The sequence below is a fragment of the Pseudomonas pseudonitroreducens genome (assembly GCF_021603645.1).
Classification (GTDB): domain Bacteria; phylum Pseudomonadota; class Gammaproteobacteria; order Pseudomonadales; family Pseudomonadaceae; genus Pseudomonas; species Pseudomonas pseudonitroreducens.
In genome coordinates this window covers 134,324-151,233 of record NZ_BQHJ01000008.1, presented here as the reverse complement: position 1 = coordinate 151,233, position 16,910 = coordinate 134,324, and the positions used below count along the sequence as shown (strand labels likewise).

The window sequence follows — 16,910 nt, the reverse complement described above, 5'->3', positions numbered from 1 at the left end:
TCTTTGTCGGCACGCTGCAGCGTAGCGCCCAGGCCGTAGACCTTGCCCGCCTGCGCCAGACGGTCGGTGCCAGGGATTGGCTGCAGGCGCCGTGCGCTCTGGCCTGCGCGTTTCCAGCAGGAAACCCGGGGGAAACCCGAGGTCGACCCTCGCGTCCACGCATGTTAGGGTCCTTGTGCTCCCTTTCACGTCCGCGTCGGCTACCCACGGCCGCGCGGCACGCCCTGAACATGGAGAAATGGCTCATGTCACGTCCCGTACCACGGGGACCTGTCGACACGGCCATGGTCCCGCATAGCGAGGCCTCAGCCACTGCGCTGTTGAATCTCTGGCTCAGCCGACCTCAGCAGACCGCACTGTTCCTGGATGTCGACGGAACCCTTCTGGACATCGCCGAATCTCCCGGCGCGGTAGTCGTACCGCCCGGGCTGCTGGATGCGCTTGCGCGCCTGCAGCGCCGACTCGATGGTGCCTTGGCCCTGATCAGCGGCCGCCCGGTCGAAGAACTCGACCGGCTCTTCCAACCCTTGCGCCTCGCCGCCAGCGGCGGCCACGGCGCCCACTGGCGCGAGACCGGCGACAGCCCCTTGCGCCGCACCTCCGGAGATCTGCCCGCCTGGCTGCGAGTGCAGTTGAACGCCCTGGCGAACCGGCATGTCGGAATCCTGGTCGAGGACAAGGGCAGCAGCTACGCGCTGCACTATCGCTCTGCACCCTCGCTCGCCGCCGAACTGCTCGCCGAGCTGCAGGCACTGTTGCGCGCGCCGGTAGGCGCCGGGCTGCGGTTGCTCAAGGGCAAGCAGGTCTACGAAGTCGTTTGCGCGGGTGTCGACAAGGCCCGGGCGATCCAGCGATTGCTGGGCATGCCGGGCTTCGCCGGGCGCCTGCCGCTGTTCCTTGGCGACGACGTCACCGACGAACCCGCCATTGCGCTGATGCCGGCCCTGGGCGGCCTCGGCTTGTCAGTCGGGCGCGCCTTGCCCGGTGCCAGTGCGGTGTTCAGCGACGCGGCGCAAGTCCGCGAAGCATTGATACAAGCAGGAGGAAATCAGCGATGACGAACCGACAGGAAGGAGCCCTGGAGCTGGGCCTGATCGGCAACTGCCGGGTGGCTGCTCTGGTCAGCCCGCAGGCGCGACTGGTCTGGTGGTGCTACCCGAACTTCGACAGCGACCCGGTGTTCTCCCGGCTGCTGGCCGGCGACGACGAGAAAGGCTTCGCCGACGTCGTACTGGAGAATCAGGTCAGCAGCATCTCCGATTACCAGCGCAACACCGCGATCATCACCACCGTGCTGCGTGACGACAGCGGCGGTGCGGTGCGCATCACCGACTTCGCCCCGCGCTTCCTGCAGCACGGCGAAATCTACCGGCCAGCGCAGCTGTGTCGGCTGATCGAGCCCATCGAAGGCATGCCCAAGGTCACCTTGCGCGTGCGCCCAACCCATGGCTACGGCAAGCCCAGCCAGGGCGTCAGCGGCTCGAGCCATATCCGCTACCTGGAGGGCGACGAGCCGCTGCGCCTGACCACCGACGCGCCGTTGGCCTACATCCAGCACGAAACGCCGTTCGCCCTGCGCCATCCGGTGAGCCTGGTGATCGGCCTCGACGAACCGCTGGGCAATGCCCCGGGCGAAGTGGTGCGCGATTATCTGAAACGCACGCAGAACCACTGGCATGACTGGGTGCGCGGGTTGGCCATCTGCTTCGAGTGGCAATCGGTGGTGATCCGCTCGGCGATCACCCTCAAACTCTGCAACTTCGAAGACACCGGCGCGATCATCGCCGCCGCCACTACCTCGATCCCCGAGGCGCCGGACTCCCAGCGCAACTGGGACTATCGCTACTGCTGGCTGCGCGACGCCTACTTCGTGATCCTCGCCCTCAACCGCCTGGGCGCCACGCGGACCATGGAAGGCTTCATCGATTTCATCAGCACCGTTGCCAGCGGTGATGGCGAGCTCAGGCCGCTGTACGGGATCATTCCCAACCAGGACCTTACCGAGCGCATCGAACCGGAGCTTGCCGGCTTCCTCAATCACGCCCCGGTACGCGTCGGCAACCAGGCGGTGGAGCAGAACCAGCATGACGTGTTCGGCTCGGTGGCCTTGGCGGTGCTGCAGAGCTTCGTCGACGAGCGCCTGCCCAACCCCAGTCGTGATGGCATGCTGGGGTTGCTCGAATCCCTGGCGAGCCAGGCCGAACGCACGGCCTTCGAAGCGGATGCAGGTATCTGGGAGTACCGCGGGCGCAAGCGCATCCACACCCATTCCGCGCTGCTCTGCTGGGTCGCCTGCGACCGCGTCGGGCGAATCGCCAAACGCCTGGGGCGCAGCGCAGAGGCCACGGTCTGGATGGACAAGGCCGCCCGGCTGCGCGAACGCATCCTCGCCGAGGCCTGGAGCGAGAAGAAACAGTGCTTCACTGGCGCCTTCGGGCATGACGACCTGGACGCCAGCGTGCTGCTGATGAACGAGCTGGGAATCATCGAGGCCGATGACCCACGCTTCATCGCCACGGTCGAGTGCATCGGCCGCGAACTCACCGTCAATGGGCAGATGCTGCGCTATGCCGCAGCGGATGACTTCGGCGTGCCGGAAACCGCCTTCCTGGTGGTGAAGTTCTGGTACCTCGACGCGCTGGCTGCCATCGGCCGCCTGGATGAGGCGCGCCAGTTGTTCGAAGAACTGATCGCCGCGCGCAACCGCTACGGGCTCCTCTCCGAGGATTTGCACCCGCACACCGGCGAGCTGTGGGGGAATATCCCGCAGACCTATTCGATGGCCGGGCTGATCAATTCCGCGATGCGCTTGTCGATCGGATGGGAGGAGGGACTATGTCGCGCCTCGTGGTGATCTCCAACCGGGTTGGACTGCCGGACGGCAACGGCCCGGCGCCTGGGGGGCTGGCGGTGGCGGTGGAAGCCGCCATGCGCAACCGCGAGGGCATCTGGTTCGGCTGGAGCGGCCGCAAGGCCGAAGCGCCGGGCCCGCCGACCACGGTCCAGCACGACAACCTGCAATACATCCTTACCGACCTGCATCCGCAGGACTTCGACGAGTACTACAACGGCTTCGCCAACCGCGTGCTCTGGCCGATCCTGCATTACCGGGTGGACCTGGCCGAGTTCAATGAGGCCGAGTTCGGCGGCTACCAGCGGGTCAACGAGTTCTTCGCCGAGCGCCTCAGCCCGCTGCTGGAGGAGGACGACGTGCTCTGGGTCCATGACTACCACCTGATCCCCCTGGCCTCGGCCCTGAGGCGGCGCGGGCACGGCAATCGCATCGGTTTCTTCCTGCACATCCCGATGCCGCCGGCCGACCTGATCACCGCGCTGCCGCACCATGACGAGCTGCTCCGGGCGCTCACCGAATACAACCTGATCGGCTTCCAGACCGAGAACGATGCCAGCAACTTCGCCCGATACCTCACGCGGGTGGTCGGCGCGGCGACGCCCGATGGTCGGCGCTATCACCTGGAGGACCAGCATTTTCGCGTCGGCGTATTCCCGGTGGGGGTGGACGCCGCCGGCTTTCGCCGCCTCGCCGAGGAAGCTTCGCTGAGTCAGGCCGCCGAAGACCTGCGCGAGAGCCTGGGTGGCCGCGCGCTGATGGTGGGGGTAGACCGGCTCGACTACTCCAAGGGCATCGTCAACCGGCTGGACGGCTACGAGCGCTTCCTAGAACGCCATGGGCAGTGGCACAACCGTGTCACCTGCCTGCAGATTTCACCGGGCAGCCGCCAGGACATTCCCGAGTATGCCGATATCGACGCCGCCGTAAGCGCCCGTGTCGGCCACATCAACGGGCGTTTCGGCGCTGTATCCTGGGTGCCGCTGCGCTACGTGGCGCGCAATCACCAGCGGGCGGACATCGCCATGGTCATGCGCCACGCGCGGATCGGCCTGGTAACGCCGTTGCGGGACGGGATGAACCTGGTCGCCAAGGAATTCGTCGCGGCGCAGGACCCGGACGACCCGGGCGTGCTGATTCTTTCCCAGTTCGCCGGCTCCGCCGCCGAGCTGGGCGGTGCGCTGATCATCAATCCCCACGACCGTGACGCCCTCGCCGATGCCATGCAGAAGGCCCTGTGCATGCCGCTGAAGGAGCGCCAGGCGCGCCACCGCGACATGTACGCCGTGCTGGAGGCCAATGACATCCGCTTCTGGGGGCCGAGCTTCATCGATGCGCTGACACGGCCGGGAAGGGCGCTGAACTGGCTGTCGAATCATTACCTCAGTCACTGAGGCACAAATGAAAAACCCCGCCGCGGCGGGGTCTTTTCCAGGAATTCAGGATTTGCGCCGGGCTAGGGTGCCGGCTTCTTGCCGTCGGATTTGGCCCACTGCGACTTCCGCTCGACCTTCGTCGCCAACTGACCCAGGGGGATTTCCTTGATTTCGCCGCCCTGGGAGAGGAAGGCGGCAATCTTTTCATCGAGCTCCGAACGTTCGCGATCCAGCTGTGAATCAGTCATGAAGTCACCTTTGCGTTGGGCACCAAACCGGCCCGGCCAGACTACACCTCTTTTGCCGAAATGGCCGGAATAGCTCGACCATTTGTCAAAATCACCGCCCGTCGACAAAAAAAGCTATGAATCGTCGCCAGACACTGTATTCTGCATGGGCTGCCTGCCCAGTAACGAGTTCCGCGACTTGATGTTCTTCTACAAGATGCTCCATCTCCTCGGCACCTCTTCACTACGCATTCAGCTCATCGCCGGTCGGCTTTCGGCCGGCCTTTAGCATATTTTTAGGAGACAACATCATGTCCGATCGTCAAAACGGCATCGTCAAGTGGTTCAACGCTGAGAAGGGCTTCGGCTTCATCACCCCGGAAAGCGGCCCGGACGTATTCGTTCACTTCCGTCAGATCGAAGGCAACGGCTACAAGTCCCTCGACGAAGGCCAGAAGGTCAGCTTCGTTGTGACTGCCGGCCAGAAAGGCCCGCAAGCTGAACAAGTTCGCGCTGTCTAATCGACATCGCTGACGAAGAAAGCCCCGCTTAGGCGGGGCTTTTTTTTGCCTGTTCGATTTGCTCCGCGCCATTCGACTGCGCAATAAAAAACGCCCGGTGCACTGCATCGGGCGTTTTTGTCTTGAAAGGGGTGAGCCAGCCGAAGCGGGCTCACTGGCTCCCGATCATTCCTGTTGCGGGTCGAACTGCTTGTCGCGGATCAGCAGGGCGGGGATCACGCCGCAGATGAAGTACGCCGCGCCCATCACCAGGAAGCCTACGCCGATGGACATCTGCGTGGCGAGGAAGCCGATCACCGCCGGCGCAATGGCCGCGCCGATCCGGCCGATGTTGTAGGCGCCGCCCACTGCCGTACCGCGGAACGCCGCAGCGAAGCTCTCGGTCATGTAGGTGGCGTTCACGCCATACGGAATGCCGTAGAGGAAGCCGAATACCACCAGCATCCAGAGAATGTTCTCGGGGCTGTGGAACAGCACGATCACCGGCAGGAAGATCGCGGTGCCCAGGGCCCCGAAGGAGAACACGGTACGGCGGCCGAACCAGTCGGCGGCGACGCCAGCCAGGACCTTGCCGAGAATCATCGCCGCGTAGGTGCCCACCAGGTAGGCGGTCATGGCCTTGAAGTTCATGCCCATCTCGGTTTCCAGGTACGACGGCATCCAGTTGTTCACGCCGTAGTAGCCAAACTGCAGGAAGCCGGCGGTCAGCGCCCAGAACAGGAACATGCGGCTGGCCTGCGGGTCGCTGAATATCTGCCGGAAAGCATTCTGGCGCGGGGCGGCGGCGACGCTGCCCAACTGGCCGGCGGCCTTGCGCTGCTGGCGTTCGGCCTGCGCCTGGACCCAGGCGGCGGGTTCGGGGATCAGCTTGCGCATGGCGATGGCCAGCACCACCGGGATGATGGCGATGTAGAACAGGTAGCGCCAACCGTGGTCCGGCAGGATCCAGCCGGCCAGCAGGGTAGCGACGATGTAACCGACCGACCAGCCGGCCTGCAGGGTGCCCAGCACGGTGGTGCGGTACTTGGTCGGCACGTATTCGGCCATCAGCGTGTTGCAGGCGACGTAAAGTGCGCCCAGGCCGAGGGAGGCGACGAAGCGCGCCGCGGCGAACTGCCAGTAGTTGTGGGTCAGCCCGAGGACCGCGGTGCCGACGGAGAACAGTACGATGGTCCAGACCACCGTCTTCACCCGACCGAAGCGATCGCAGGCCCAGCCGCCGTAGATGCCGCCGATGGCCATGCCGGCCAGGGTGACGCTACCCAGGCTGCCGGCCTGGAGGTTGCTCAGGCCGAACTCGGCCTTGAGGCTGGTGAGGCTGTAGGAGAGCAGCATCAGGTCCGCGCCGTCGATCAGCAGGCCGATGAAGCAGAAGGCGAAGACGAGGACCCAGGTCTTGTCCCGGGTGGCGGCGGTTGCCGCCGAAGCGGAAGCAGTGTTTTCCATGAACGAATTACCTGTTGTAGTTGTTGGCGGACCGGCGTGCCGATCCTCGGTAAGCGTGTGGCAGGTGCTTTTCAGTGGGCGGCGCGAGGTGCGTGGCCTGGCGCCGCCGTGTCGGGTCAGGCCTGGGCGTCGCGGATCATGTTGCGGGCGATGATCACCTGCTGGATCTGCGTGGTGCCCTCGTAGAGCCGGAACAGGCGCACGTCGCGGTAGAAGCGCTCGATGGCGTACTCGCTGACGTAGCCGGCGCCGCCGTGGATCTGCACGCAGCGATCGGCGACGCGGCCGCACATCTCGGTGGCGAACATCTTCGCGCAGGAGGCTTCGGTGCTGACGTTGCGGCCCTCATCGCGCTTGCGCGCGGCGTCCAGCACCATGCAGCGGGCGGCGTAGATCTCGGCCTTGCTGTCGGCGAGCATCGCCTGGATCAGCTGGAATTCAGCGATCGGCTGGCCGAACTGCTTGCGCTCCAGGGCGTACTGCAATGCGTCGGCGAGCATGCGCTCGGCGGCGCCGACACTCAGCGCAGCGATGTGCAGGCGGCCCTTGTCGAGCACCTTCATGGCGGTCTTGAAGCCCACGCCCTCGACGCCGCCGATCAACTGGCTGGCCGGGATACGAACGTTGTCGAAGATCACGTCACTGGTGTGCGCGCCTTTCTGGCCCATCTTGTGGTCCGGTTTGCCGAGGGAAATCCCCGGCGTGCCGCGTTCGACGATGAACGCGCTGATGCCGCCGGAACCCTTGATCGCCGGGTTGGTACGCGCCATCACCGTGTAGATGCCGGCGTGCGGGGCGTTGGTGATGAAGCGCTTGGTGCCGTTGAGCACGTAGAAGTCGCCATCGCGCACGGCGGTGGTCTTCAGCGAGGCGGCGTCGGAGCCCGAGTCCGGCTCGGTCAGGCAGAAGGCGCTGAGCAGCTCACCGCTGGCTAGCTTGGGCAGGTAGTGGGCTTTCTGTTCCGGCGTGCCGTCGATCAGGATGCCGATGGAGCCGATGCCGTTGTTGGTGCCGATGTAGGAGCGGAAGGCGGGGGAGGTGCGGCCCAGTTCGAAGGTGATGTTCACCTCTTCTTCCATGGTCACGCCCAGGCCGCCGAACTCTTCGGGGATGGTCAGGCCGAACAGGCCCATCTCGCGCATCTGCTGGACGATGTCCTGCGGGATGGCGTCGGTTTCGGCGACCTCGTTTTCCCGCGGGATCAGCACTTCGCCGACGAACTGGTGGATGGAGTCCAGAAGTATCTGCAGCGTTTCTGGGTCTCGGATCATGTGCACTCCTCACAAGGCCCGCGAGCGGGCCAGTCTGGCGAGGCACCGTCACCCGAGATTCAGCGAGCGGCGGCACCTATGTTGTTGACCATGTTGATCAGGCGGGGCCCGATGTCGTCCTCGAGCTTCTCGCGGGTCAGCTGGAAGCTCGGTCCGCCGCAGTTGAAGGCCAGCAGGCCGTACTGCGGGTGTAGCAAGGGCACGGCGACGGAGTTGACGTCGCGGTGCCATTCACCGATCGACAGGCAGTAGCCGTAGTCGGTGTAGTCCCTGAAGGCGCGGTCCAGACCCTTGCGGATGGCCGGCCAGGTGTCCGGTTCGCGTTCGCGAATGTGTTCGAGCAGGAATTCCCGCTCGTTCTCCGGCATCGCCGCGAGGCACGCACGGCCTACCGAACTTGCCGCCAGTGGCAGGTAACTGCCGATCTGCCGGCGCATCGTCATGTTTCCCTGTCCCTGGACCACGTCCAGGTAAACCATCTGCAAGCGGTCGCGGGCGGCCATGGCCACCGCCGCCTGGGCGTGGTTGGCCAGCTCCTCCATCAGCGGATGGGCCACCGCGCGGATCGACAGGTTCGACAGCATCGCGTAGCCGAAACCCAGCACGCCGACATCCAGCTGGTACTTGCCCGAATGCACCTCGCGCTTGAGGCAACCCAGGCGCATCAGGGTGTTGGTCAGGCGCGTCACCGTCGGCTTGGGCAGGTCGGTCTTGCGTGCCAGGTCCTGGTTGCTCAGCACGTTTTCCCGTGGCGTGAAGCAACGCAGGATCTCCAGACCGCGAGCCAGCGCCGTGACGAACTGGCCGCTGTTTTCCTCTTCGCTCAGTGCCGTGGCCGGGTCATACAGTCCCCGTTCCAGCAGACCGATCTCACCTTCGTTTTTCGTCGGCGCAGCCGAGTCCATCTCCGTCTTGTTGCGGCGCATGGTAGAACCCCTATTCACGGAAAATCAATAAAATAAAATGCAGTTTCGTCAGACGAAATTGTAATGGGTCTGAATCCGTTAGTACAGGCGTACCTTTAAAAATATCAATACCCGCGTAATAACTGGCCTCTAGAGGTCATTTCGATCTTCACCGTTTACAGGCTGGATTGGGTGTCACTATGATGAAATCGAAATACGGAATGTAGTTTCGTCAGGCGAAACAAAAGTGAGGTCACAGCTTTCATGAGTACCAGCGTGGTTCATCTCGATATCCAGGCCGACGGTGTAGCGGTTGTCCGCATCGACCGCCCGGAAGCCAGGAACGCCCTCAACGCCGCCGTGCGCCAGCAACTGGCCGAGCACTTCCGCGCCCTGAGCGATAACCCGGAGGTTCGTGCGGTGGTGCTGACCGGCGGAGAGCAGTGCTTCGTCGCCGGGGCGGACATCCGCGAGTTCGCCCAGGCCAGTCCCATCGAGATGTACCGCCGCCACACCGAACTGTTGTGGGAAGCCATTTCCCGTTGCCCGAAGCCGGTGATCGCCGCGGTCAACGGCTTCGCCCTGGGCGGCGGCTGTGAGCTGGCGATGCACTGCGACATCATTATTGCCGGCGAGTCGGCGCGCTTCGGCCAGCCGGAAGTGAAGCTCGGCCTGATGCCCGGCGCCGGCGGCACCCAGCGACTGATCCGCGCCGTGGGCAAGTTCCAGGCAATGCGCATTGCCCTGACCGGCTGCCTGATCAAGGCACCGGAAGCCCTGGCCATCGGTATGCTCAGTGAAGTGGTGGAAGACGCGCGCACGCTGCCCCGCGCGCTGGAGCTGGCCGCCGAGATCGCCGCGCTGCCGCCGCTGGCGGTGGCGCAGATCAAGGAAGTGATGCTCGCCGGAGCCGACCTGCCGCTGGACAGCGCACTGACCCTGGAGCGCAAGGCCTTCCAGTTGCTGTTCGACTCGAAGGACCAGAAGGAGGGCGCCGCCGCCTTCCTGGAAAAACGCCAAGCCAGTTTCCTGGGGGAATGAGCATGACCCTTTCTTTTGGTATCAAGCGCATTGAACGCATGGCCATCGTCGGGACTGGCGTCATGGGCAGTGGTATTGCCCAGATCGCCGCCCAGGCTGGTATCCAGGTGAAACTCTTCGACGCTCGCGACGGTGCGGCGCAAACCGCTCGCGACAACCTCGGTCGCACCCTCGCCAAGCTGGCGGAGAAGGGCAAGATCACTGCCGCCGAGGCCGACGCCAGCCTGGCGCGCCTGCTGGTTGCCGGCTCCCTGAATGAGCTGGCGGACTCCGATCTGGTGGTCGAGGCGATCATCGAGCGACTGGATGCCAAGCAGGGGCTGCTCGCGGACCTGGAAGCAGTGGTCAGCGCCGACTGCATCCTCGCCACCAACACCTCGTCGCTGTCGGTCACCAGCATCGCCCGTGGCTGCCAGCACCCGGAGCGGGTAGCGGGCTTCCACTTCTTCAATCCGGTACCGCTGATGAAGGTGGTCGAGGTGATCGACGGCCTGGCCGGTGATCCGCAAGTTGGCGACAGCCTGGTGGCGCTGGCCGCGCGCATGGGCCATCGCGGTATCCGCGCCAAGGACACCCCCGGCTTCATCATCAACCACGCTGGCCGTGCCTACAGCACCGAAGCGCTGCAGATGCTCAAGGAAGCCATCGCCGAACCGGCCGATATCGACCGCATCCTGCGCGAGGGCCTGGGTTTCCGCATGGGGCCGCTGGAGCTGTTCGACCTCACCGCGCTGGACGTTTCCCACCCGGTGATCGAGTCCATCTACAACCAGTTCTACCAGGAGCCGCGCTATCGCCCGGCGGCGCTGACCCGGCAGATGCTCGAGGCCGGCTTCGTCGGCCGCAAGGTCGGACGCGGCTTCTATCGCTATGCAGACGGCAAGCTGATCGACCCGCCGGCGCCGCAACCGGTACCGAGCGTGAGCGCGCTGCCGCCGGTGTGGATCGGTGCGGAGAACGACCAGGACCGCGACCTGCTCGGCGAGCTGCTGAAGAAACTCGGCGCGAACCTGGAGCAGGGCGCCCAACCCAGCAGCGAGGCGCTGTGCCTGCTGGCACCTTATGGGGTGGACGCAACCACGGCCTGCCAGAACTTCGGCACCGATCCGGCACGGACCCTGTGCATCGACCTGCTGCTGGACCTGCAACGGCACCGCTGCCTGATGCAGAACCCGGCGACTGCCCCGGCCATGCGCGATGCCGCCCATGCACTGCTGGCGGCTGATGGCGTTGGCGTCACGCTCATCAATGACAGCGTCGGCTTCGTCGCCCAGCGTGTGCTGGCGCTGATCGTCAACCTGGCTGGCGACATCGTCCAGCAGCGCATCGCCAGCGTCGACGACCTCGATGAAGGCGTGCGCCGCGGCCTGGGCTACCCGCAAGGCCCGCTGGCCTGGGGCGACAGCGTCGGCCCGGCGCGCCTGCTGACTATTCTCGAACGCATGACCGACCTGACTGGCGACGCCCGCTACCGTCCGGGCCCGTGGCTGCGCCGCCGCGCCGCGCTGGGACTGTCGCTGCGCCACGCCGAGCCAGCGCTGGGCTGAAGCCCGGCGCCAACCGATTCAAGGAGATACCGATGCTCAATGCTTATATCTACGCCGGCCTGCGCACGCCCTTCGGCCGCCATGGCGGTGCCCTGGCGCCGGTGCGCCCGGACGACCTGATCGCCCAGGTGATTCGAGAACTGCTGGCCCGCACCAGCGTGCCGGGCGAGGCCATCGAGGACGTGATCCTCGGCAACACCAACCAAGCCGGTGAAGACAGCCGCAACATCGCCCGCCATGCCGCGCTGCTCGCCGGCCTGCCGGTGACCGTGCCGGGGCAGACGGTGAACCGCCTGTGCGCCAGCGGCCTGGCGGCGGTGATCGATGCAGCGCGCGCCGTGACCTGCGGCGAAGGCGAGCTGTTCGTCGCTGGCGGCGTGGAAAGCATGTCCCGCGCTCCCTTCGTCATGGCCAAGGCCGAGGCTGCCTATAGCCGCGACCTGACGGTATTCGACAGCACCATCGGTGCGCGCTTTCCCAACCCGAAGATCGTCGCCGGGTTCGGTAACGACAGCATGCCGGAGACTGGCGACAACGTGGCCCGTGAATTCGGCATCAGTCGCGAACAGGCCGACCGTTTCGCCGCCCGTTCCCAGGCCAACTTTGAAGCCGCCCGCCAGGCCGGTTTCTTTGCCGGGGAAATCCTCCCGGTCAGCGTGCCGACCGGGCGCAAGACGCCGCCGAATGTTGTGGAGCAGGACGAGCATCCGCGTCCGTCTTCCGACGAAGCCGCGTTGGCGCGCCTCAAGCCGCTGTCCGAAGGCGGCGTGGTCACCGCGGGCAACGCTTCCGGGGTCAACGACGGCGCCGCCGCATTGCTGATCGGCTCGGCAGAGGCGGGCGAACGCCACGGCCTCAAGCCGCTGGCGCGGATTCTTTCGGCGGCGGCGGTCGGCGTCGAGCCGCGCATCATGGGCGTCGGCCCGGTCGAGGCGATCAACAAGGCGCTGGCCCGCGCCGACCTGACCCTCGCCGACATGGACATCATCGAGATCAACGAGGCTTTCGCTTCCCAGGTACTCGGTTGTCTGCACGGTCTGGGTGTCAATTTCGACGATGCGCGGGTCAACCCCAATGGCGGCGCCATCGCCGTCGGCCACCCGCTGGGCGCTTCCGGCGCGCGGCTGGCGCTGAGCGTGGCGCGGCAACTGCAGCGCAGCGGTCAACGCTATGCGGTGATCAGCCTGTGCATCGGTGTGGGCCAGGGGCTCGCCATGGTTATCGAGCGCGCCTGAGCGCCAGTGAGGAGTTGAAGATGGGTGCTTTGAGCGGATACCGCGTACTCGACCTCAGCCGCGTGCTGGCCGGCCCCTGGTGCGGCCAGGTGCTGGCCGACCTGGGCGCGGAAGTGATCAAGATCGAACGGCCCGGCGTGGGTGACGACACCCGCGGCTGGGGCCCGCCCTACATGAAGGCCGCCGACGGCTCGGACAGCTCCGAGGCGGCGTACTACCAGTCGACCAACCGCAACAAGCTGTCGGTGGCGCTGAACCTGGCCACCGAAGAAGGCCAGGCGCTGGTGCGCGCCCTGGCCTGCGAGTGCGACGTGCTTATCGAGAACTACAAGGCCGGTTCGCTGGCCAAGTACGGGCTGGACTACGAGAGCCTGTCGAAGGTCAATCCGCGCCTGGTCTACTGCTCCATCACCGGCTTCGGCCAGACCGGCCCGCGCGCCGAGGAGCCCGGCTACGACTTCATCATCCAGGGCATGGGCGGCCTGATGAGCATCACCGGCGAGAAGGACGGCGTGCCCGGCGCCGGCCCGCAGAAAGTCGGCGTTGCCGTGTCGGACGTGATGACCGGCCTCTACTCGGTGGTCGCCATCCAGGCCGCGCTGCTGGCGCGGGAGAAGACTGGCCGTGGTCAGCACTGCGACATGGCGCTGCTCGACGTGCAGGTCGCCATGCTCGGCAACCAGAGCCAGAACTACCTTGCTACCGGCCGCTCGCCGGGCCGCCAGGGCAATGCCCACGTCAATATCGTGCCGTACCAGGTGTTCAGCGCGCAGGACATGGATTTCATCATCGCCTGCGGCAACGACAGCCAGTTCGTTTCGCTGTGCGATGCCATCGGCCTGCCGGAATTGCCCAAGGACCCGCGTTTCACCCGCAACGCCGACCGCGTGCGCAACCGCGACATCATCGTCGGCAAGCTGGCCGAGCACTTCCAGGGCGACACCGCCGATAACTGGGTGAAGCGCATCCACGCGAAGAAGGTGCCGGTCGGTGTGATCAACGATATCGGTCGCGCGCTGGACGAGCCACAGGTGGTCGCCCGCGACATGCTGGTGGAGATCCCCCACGCGCAGAACCCGGCTTTCCGCATGGTCGGCAGCCCGCTGAAATTGTCCGCGACGCCGGTGGAATACCAGCGCCCGGCGCCCATGCTCGGCGAGCACACTGACGAGGTGCTCAAGCGCCGCCTGGGGATCGATGACGCACGCCTGGCGCAATTGAAGGCCGAGGGGGTGATCGAGCAGCTCGGTGAGGCCTGACGCCCTGGCCTGAATCCGTTCGCGAGCAAGCTCGCTCCTACGAAGAGCGCACCGGCGCAAGCCTGGACCTGTAGGAGCGAGCTTGCTCGCGAACACAAACCAACCGCAGCGCCGCCGGATGACGGCGCCAGCCAAGGAATATCCCTGATGAAAGTACTGGTCGCGGTAAAGCGCGTGGTCGATTACAACGTCAAGGTCCGCGTCAAGGCGGACAACTCCGGCGTTGATCTCGCCAACGTCAAGATGTCCATGAACCCCTTCTGCGAAATCGCCGTTGAAGAGGCTGTGCGCCTGAAAGAGAAAGGCGTCGCCAGCGAGATCGTGGTGGTCTCGGTCGGCCCGAGTGGCGCGCAGGAACAATTGCGCACCGCATTGGCGCTGGGTGCCGACCGCGCGGTGCTGGTCGAGAGCAACGAAGAACTGAATTCCCTGGCCATTGCCAAGGCCCTGAAGGCCATCGTCGACAAAGAGCAGCCGCAGCTGGTCATCCTCGGCAAGCAGGCCATCGACAGCGACAACAACCAGACCGGCCAGATGCTGGCCGCGCTGACCGGCTACGCGCAAGGCACCTTCGCCTCCAGGGTTGAAGTCGCTGGCGACAAGGTCAACGTCACCCGTGAAATCGACGGCGGCCTGCAGACCGTTGCCCTGAACCTGCCGGCAATCGTCACCACCGACCTGCGCCTGAACGAGCCGCGCTACGCGTCGCTGCCCAACATCATGAAGGCGAAGAAGAAGCCGCTGGAGTTCCTCCCCCCTGACGCGCTGGGTGTCTCCACGGCCTCGACCGTGAAGACTCTCAAGGTCGAAGCGCCTGCCGCGCGCAGCGCCGGCATCAAGGTGAAATCGGTGGCCGAACTGGTCGAGAAACTGAAGAACGAAGCGAAGGTGATCTGATGACGGTGCTGGTTGTTGCAGAACATTCGAATGGCGCCCTGGGCGCCGCCACTCTGAACACCGTTGCTGCGGCGCAGAAGATTGGTGGCGACATCGCCGTCCTGGTCGCAGGCCAGAACGTCGGTGGCGTGGCTGAAGCCGCTGCCAGGATCGCTGGTGTTGCCAAGGTGCTGGTCGCCGACAACGCCGCCTACACTCACCAACTGCCGGAGAATGTGGCTCCGCTGATCGCTGCTCTTGTGAACGGAGAGGGGGGCAAGGGCTACAGCCACGTGCTGGCCGCCGCCACCACCAACGGCAAGAACTTCCTGCCGCGCGTTGCCGCCCTGCTGGATGTCGACCAGATCTCCGAGATCATCGAAGTCGTCAGCGCCGACACCTTCAAGCGCCCGATCTATGCCGGTAACGCCATCGCTACCGTGCAGTCCTCGGCTGCCGTCAAGGTCATCACCGTACGTGGCACCGGCTTCGACGCCGTTGCTGCCGAAGGTGGTTCCGCTGCTGTTGAAGCCGTTTCCGGCCCGGCCGATGCCGGCATTTCGGCGTACCTGGATGAACAGCTGGCCAAGTCCGACCGTCCGGAACTGACCGCTGCCAGGATCGTCGTTTCCGGCGGCCGTGGCATGGGCAGTGGCGACAACTTCAAGATCCTCTACTCCCTGGCGGACAAGCTGGGCGCTGCCGTCGGTGCTTCCCGCGCCGCCGTTGACGCCGGCTTCGTGCCGAACGACATGCAGGTCGGCCAGACCGGCAAGATCGTCGCTCCGCAGCTGTACGTGGCCGTCGGCATCTCCGGCGCCATCCAGCACCTGGCGGGCATGAAGGATTCGAAAGTGATCGTTGCGATCAACAAGGACGAAGAGGCGCCGATCTTCCAGGTCGCCGACTACGGCTTGGTCGCCGATCTGTTCGAAGCCGTACCGGAGCTGGAAAAGACCCTCTGATCCTGCTCATTCCCCTGGCCGGGCCAGCTGTCATCGGCCCGGCGTTTTGCCAACACCCCAGTAGAAAGAAACAAGAACAATGAAAAATCGTCGTACCCCTGTGCTGGTCTCCGGACTGGCGCTGCTGCCCTCGTTCGCCCACGCGGATTTCCTCGCCGACAGCAAGGCCAGCATCGAAGCACGCAACTTCTACTTCAACCGCGACTACCGCCAGAGCGGTGCCGCGCAGTCCAAATCCGAGGAATGGGCGCAGGGCTTCCTGCTGCGCTACGAATCGGGCTACACCGACGGCACCGTCGGCGTGGGCGTCGATGCCCTCGGCCTGCTGGGCCTGAAACTGGATTCCAGCCCGGACCGCTCCGGCTCCGGTCTGCTGCCTTACTCGGCCAGCGACAAGCGCGCCGCCGACGACTACAGCGACCTCGGCCTCACCGCCAAGCTGCGCGTATCCAGGAGCACGCTGAAGGTCGGTACCTTGCTGCCCAAGCTGCCGGTGGTGCAGTACAACGACACCCGCCTGCTGCCGCAGACCTTCCAGGGCGCGCTGGTGGAGTCGAAGGAACTCGACGACCTCGACCTGCAGCTCGGCCAGCTGCGCGAGGTGAAGCAGCGTGATTCGTCCAACGACGAAGACCTGTCGATGACCCGCGGCAACAAGCGCAATATCGTCGCCGGCAGCCACCTCACCAGCGATCGCTTCAACATCGCCGGCGGCACCTACCGCTGGAACAGCCAGCTGAGCACCAGCTATCACTACGCCAACCTCGAAGACCTCTATCGCCAGCACTACGTGAGCCTGGTGCACACGCTGCCGATTGCCGAGGGCCAGTCGCTCAAGTCCGACATCCGCTGGGCACGCTCCACCGACGATGGCGGCAGCAACGTCGACAACCGCGCGCTCAACGCCATGTTCACCTACAAGCTGGGCAACCAGGCGTTCGGCCTGGGCCTGCAGCGCATGTCCGGCGACACCGGCTTCGCCTACCTGTCCGGCACCGACCCGTACCTGGTCAACTACGTGCAGATCGGCGACTTCGCCAACAAGGACGAACGCTCCTGGCAACTGCGCTACGACTTCAACTTCGCCTCCTACGGGCTGCCCGGCCTGAGCCTGATGACCCGCTACCTGCGCGGCGACAACATCGACCTGCTGAACGGCCAGGGCAACGGCAAGGAGTGGGAGCGCGACACCGATGTCGGCTACCTGGTACAGAGCGGCCCGCTGAAGAACGTCGGCTTCAAGCTGCGCAACAGTACCTTCCGCAGCAGCTTCGGCAACGACATGGACGAGACCCGCTTCATCGTCAGCTACACCTTGCCGATCTGGTAACGCGCCAGGCACTACCGAAAAGCCCCGCTCAGGCGGGGCTTTTTCATGCGTTCGACGTGG

At 65.2% G+C, this 16,910-nt stretch carries 15 protein-coding genes; 11 read left to right on the top strand and 4 right to left on the bottom strand.

The window, feature by feature from the left end:
• The first annotated feature begins 245 nt into the window (after window positions 1-245).
• From otsB to L6D89_RS20180, 3 genes are read left to right on the top strand one after another with little or no spacing between them, the layout of a single operon-like run.
• On the top strand, window positions 246-1,058 hold the full coding sequence (otsB, locus tag L6D89_RS20190) for a trehalose-phosphatase (protein ID WP_236200938.1): 813 nt from the start codon (window positions 246-248) through the stop codon (window positions 1,056-1,058).
• A complete protein-coding gene (locus L6D89_RS20185; RefSeq protein ID WP_236200937.1) occupies window positions 1,055-2,854 on the top strand; it encodes a glycoside hydrolase family 15 protein in 1,800 nt (599 codons plus the stop codon). Before otsB ends, L6D89_RS20185 begins: the two co-directional genes overlap by 4 nt.
• The gene (locus L6D89_RS20180) at window positions 2,836-4,245 is read left to right on the top strand and encodes an alpha,alpha-trehalose-phosphate synthase (UDP-forming) (protein ID WP_236200936.1); all 1,410 of its coding nucleotides are present in this window, start codon (window positions 2,836-2,838) and stop codon (window positions 4,243-4,245) included. The genes L6D89_RS20185 and L6D89_RS20180 overlap by 19 nt, the downstream gene beginning before the upstream one ends.
• Window positions 4,246-4,307: 62 nt before the next feature.
• Here the strand turns inward: L6D89_RS20180 and L6D89_RS20175 are convergent, their stop codons facing one another.
• Window positions 4,308-4,475 (bottom strand): hypothetical protein, encoded by a 168-nt coding sequence (locus L6D89_RS20175; protein ID WP_236174068.1) that lies wholly within the window; start codon window positions 4,473-4,475, stop codon window positions 4,308-4,310.
• A 290-nt stretch (window positions 4,476-4,765) separates the two neighbouring features.
• Between L6D89_RS20175 and L6D89_RS20170 the strand changes: the two genes are divergently transcribed.
• On the top strand, window positions 4,766-4,975 hold the full coding sequence (locus L6D89_RS20170; RefSeq protein WP_017518411.1) for a cold-shock protein: 210 nt from the start codon (window positions 4,766-4,768) through the stop codon (window positions 4,973-4,975).
• A 165-nt stretch (window positions 4,976-5,140) separates the two neighbouring features.
• On the opposite strand, the gene L6D89_RS20165 is transcribed toward L6D89_RS20170, so the two are convergent.
• The 3 genes from L6D89_RS20165 to L6D89_RS20155 form a co-directional block, all read right to left on the bottom strand.
• On the bottom strand, window positions 5,141-6,421 hold the full coding sequence (locus tag L6D89_RS20165; RefSeq protein ID WP_236200935.1) for an MFS transporter: 1,281 nt from the start codon (window positions 6,419-6,421) through the stop codon (window positions 5,141-5,143).
• A gap of 116 nt (window positions 6,422-6,537) precedes the next feature.
• Complete coding sequence (locus L6D89_RS20160; protein ID WP_205335472.1) at window positions 6,538-7,692, bottom strand: acyl-CoA dehydrogenase family protein; 1,155 nt, start codon at window positions 7,690-7,692, stop codon at window positions 6,538-6,540.
• Between the two features lie 59 nt (window positions 7,693-7,751).
• A complete protein-coding gene (locus tag L6D89_RS20155) occupies window positions 7,752-8,618 on the bottom strand; it encodes an IclR family transcriptional regulator (RefSeq protein ID WP_236174066.1) in 867 nt (288 codons plus the stop codon).
• A 243-nt stretch (window positions 8,619-8,861) separates the two neighbouring features.
• Here L6D89_RS20155 and L6D89_RS20150 point away from each other — a divergent pair, with 243 nt between their 5' ends.
• From L6D89_RS20150 to L6D89_RS20120, 7 genes are all read left to right on the top strand, one after another.
• On the top strand, window positions 8,862-9,638 hold the full coding sequence (locus L6D89_RS20150) for an enoyl-CoA hydratase (RefSeq protein WP_236200934.1): 777 nt from the start codon (window positions 8,862-8,864) through the stop codon (window positions 9,636-9,638).
• A complete protein-coding gene (locus L6D89_RS20145; protein ID WP_236200933.1) occupies window positions 9,635-11,185 on the top strand; it encodes a 3-hydroxyacyl-CoA dehydrogenase in 1,551 nt (516 codons plus the stop codon). Before L6D89_RS20150 ends, L6D89_RS20145 begins: the two co-directional genes overlap by 4 nt.
• 32 nt (window positions 11,186-11,217) lie before the next feature.
• Window positions 11,218-12,420, top strand: a complete 1,203-nt coding sequence (locus L6D89_RS20140) for a 3-oxoadipyl-CoA thiolase (protein ID WP_236200932.1) — start codon at window positions 11,218-11,220, stop codon at window positions 12,418-12,420.
• Between the two features lie 20 nt (window positions 12,421-12,440).
• Complete coding sequence (locus tag L6D89_RS20135; protein WP_236200931.1) at window positions 12,441-13,679, top strand: CaiB/BaiF CoA transferase family protein; 1,239 nt, start codon at window positions 12,441-12,443, stop codon at window positions 13,677-13,679.
• A gap of 147 nt (window positions 13,680-13,826) precedes the next feature.
• Window positions 13,827-14,576, top strand: coding sequence for an electron transfer flavoprotein subunit beta/FixA family protein (locus L6D89_RS20130; RefSeq protein WP_236200930.1), 750 nt, complete (start codon window positions 13,827-13,829; stop codon window positions 14,574-14,576).
• Window positions 14,576-15,520: an electron transfer flavoprotein subunit alpha/FixB family protein gene (locus L6D89_RS20125; RefSeq protein WP_236200929.1), complete on the top strand. Its 945-nt coding sequence runs from the start codon at window positions 14,576-14,578 to the stop codon at window positions 15,518-15,520. Before L6D89_RS20130 ends, L6D89_RS20125 begins: the two co-directional genes overlap by 1 nt.
• 79 nt (window positions 15,521-15,599) lie before the next feature.
• Window positions 15,600-16,850 (top strand): OprD family porin, encoded by a 1,251-nt coding sequence (locus L6D89_RS20120; RefSeq protein WP_236200928.1) that lies wholly within the window; start codon window positions 15,600-15,602, stop codon window positions 16,848-16,850.
• Window positions 16,851-16,910: the final 60 nt, after the last annotated feature.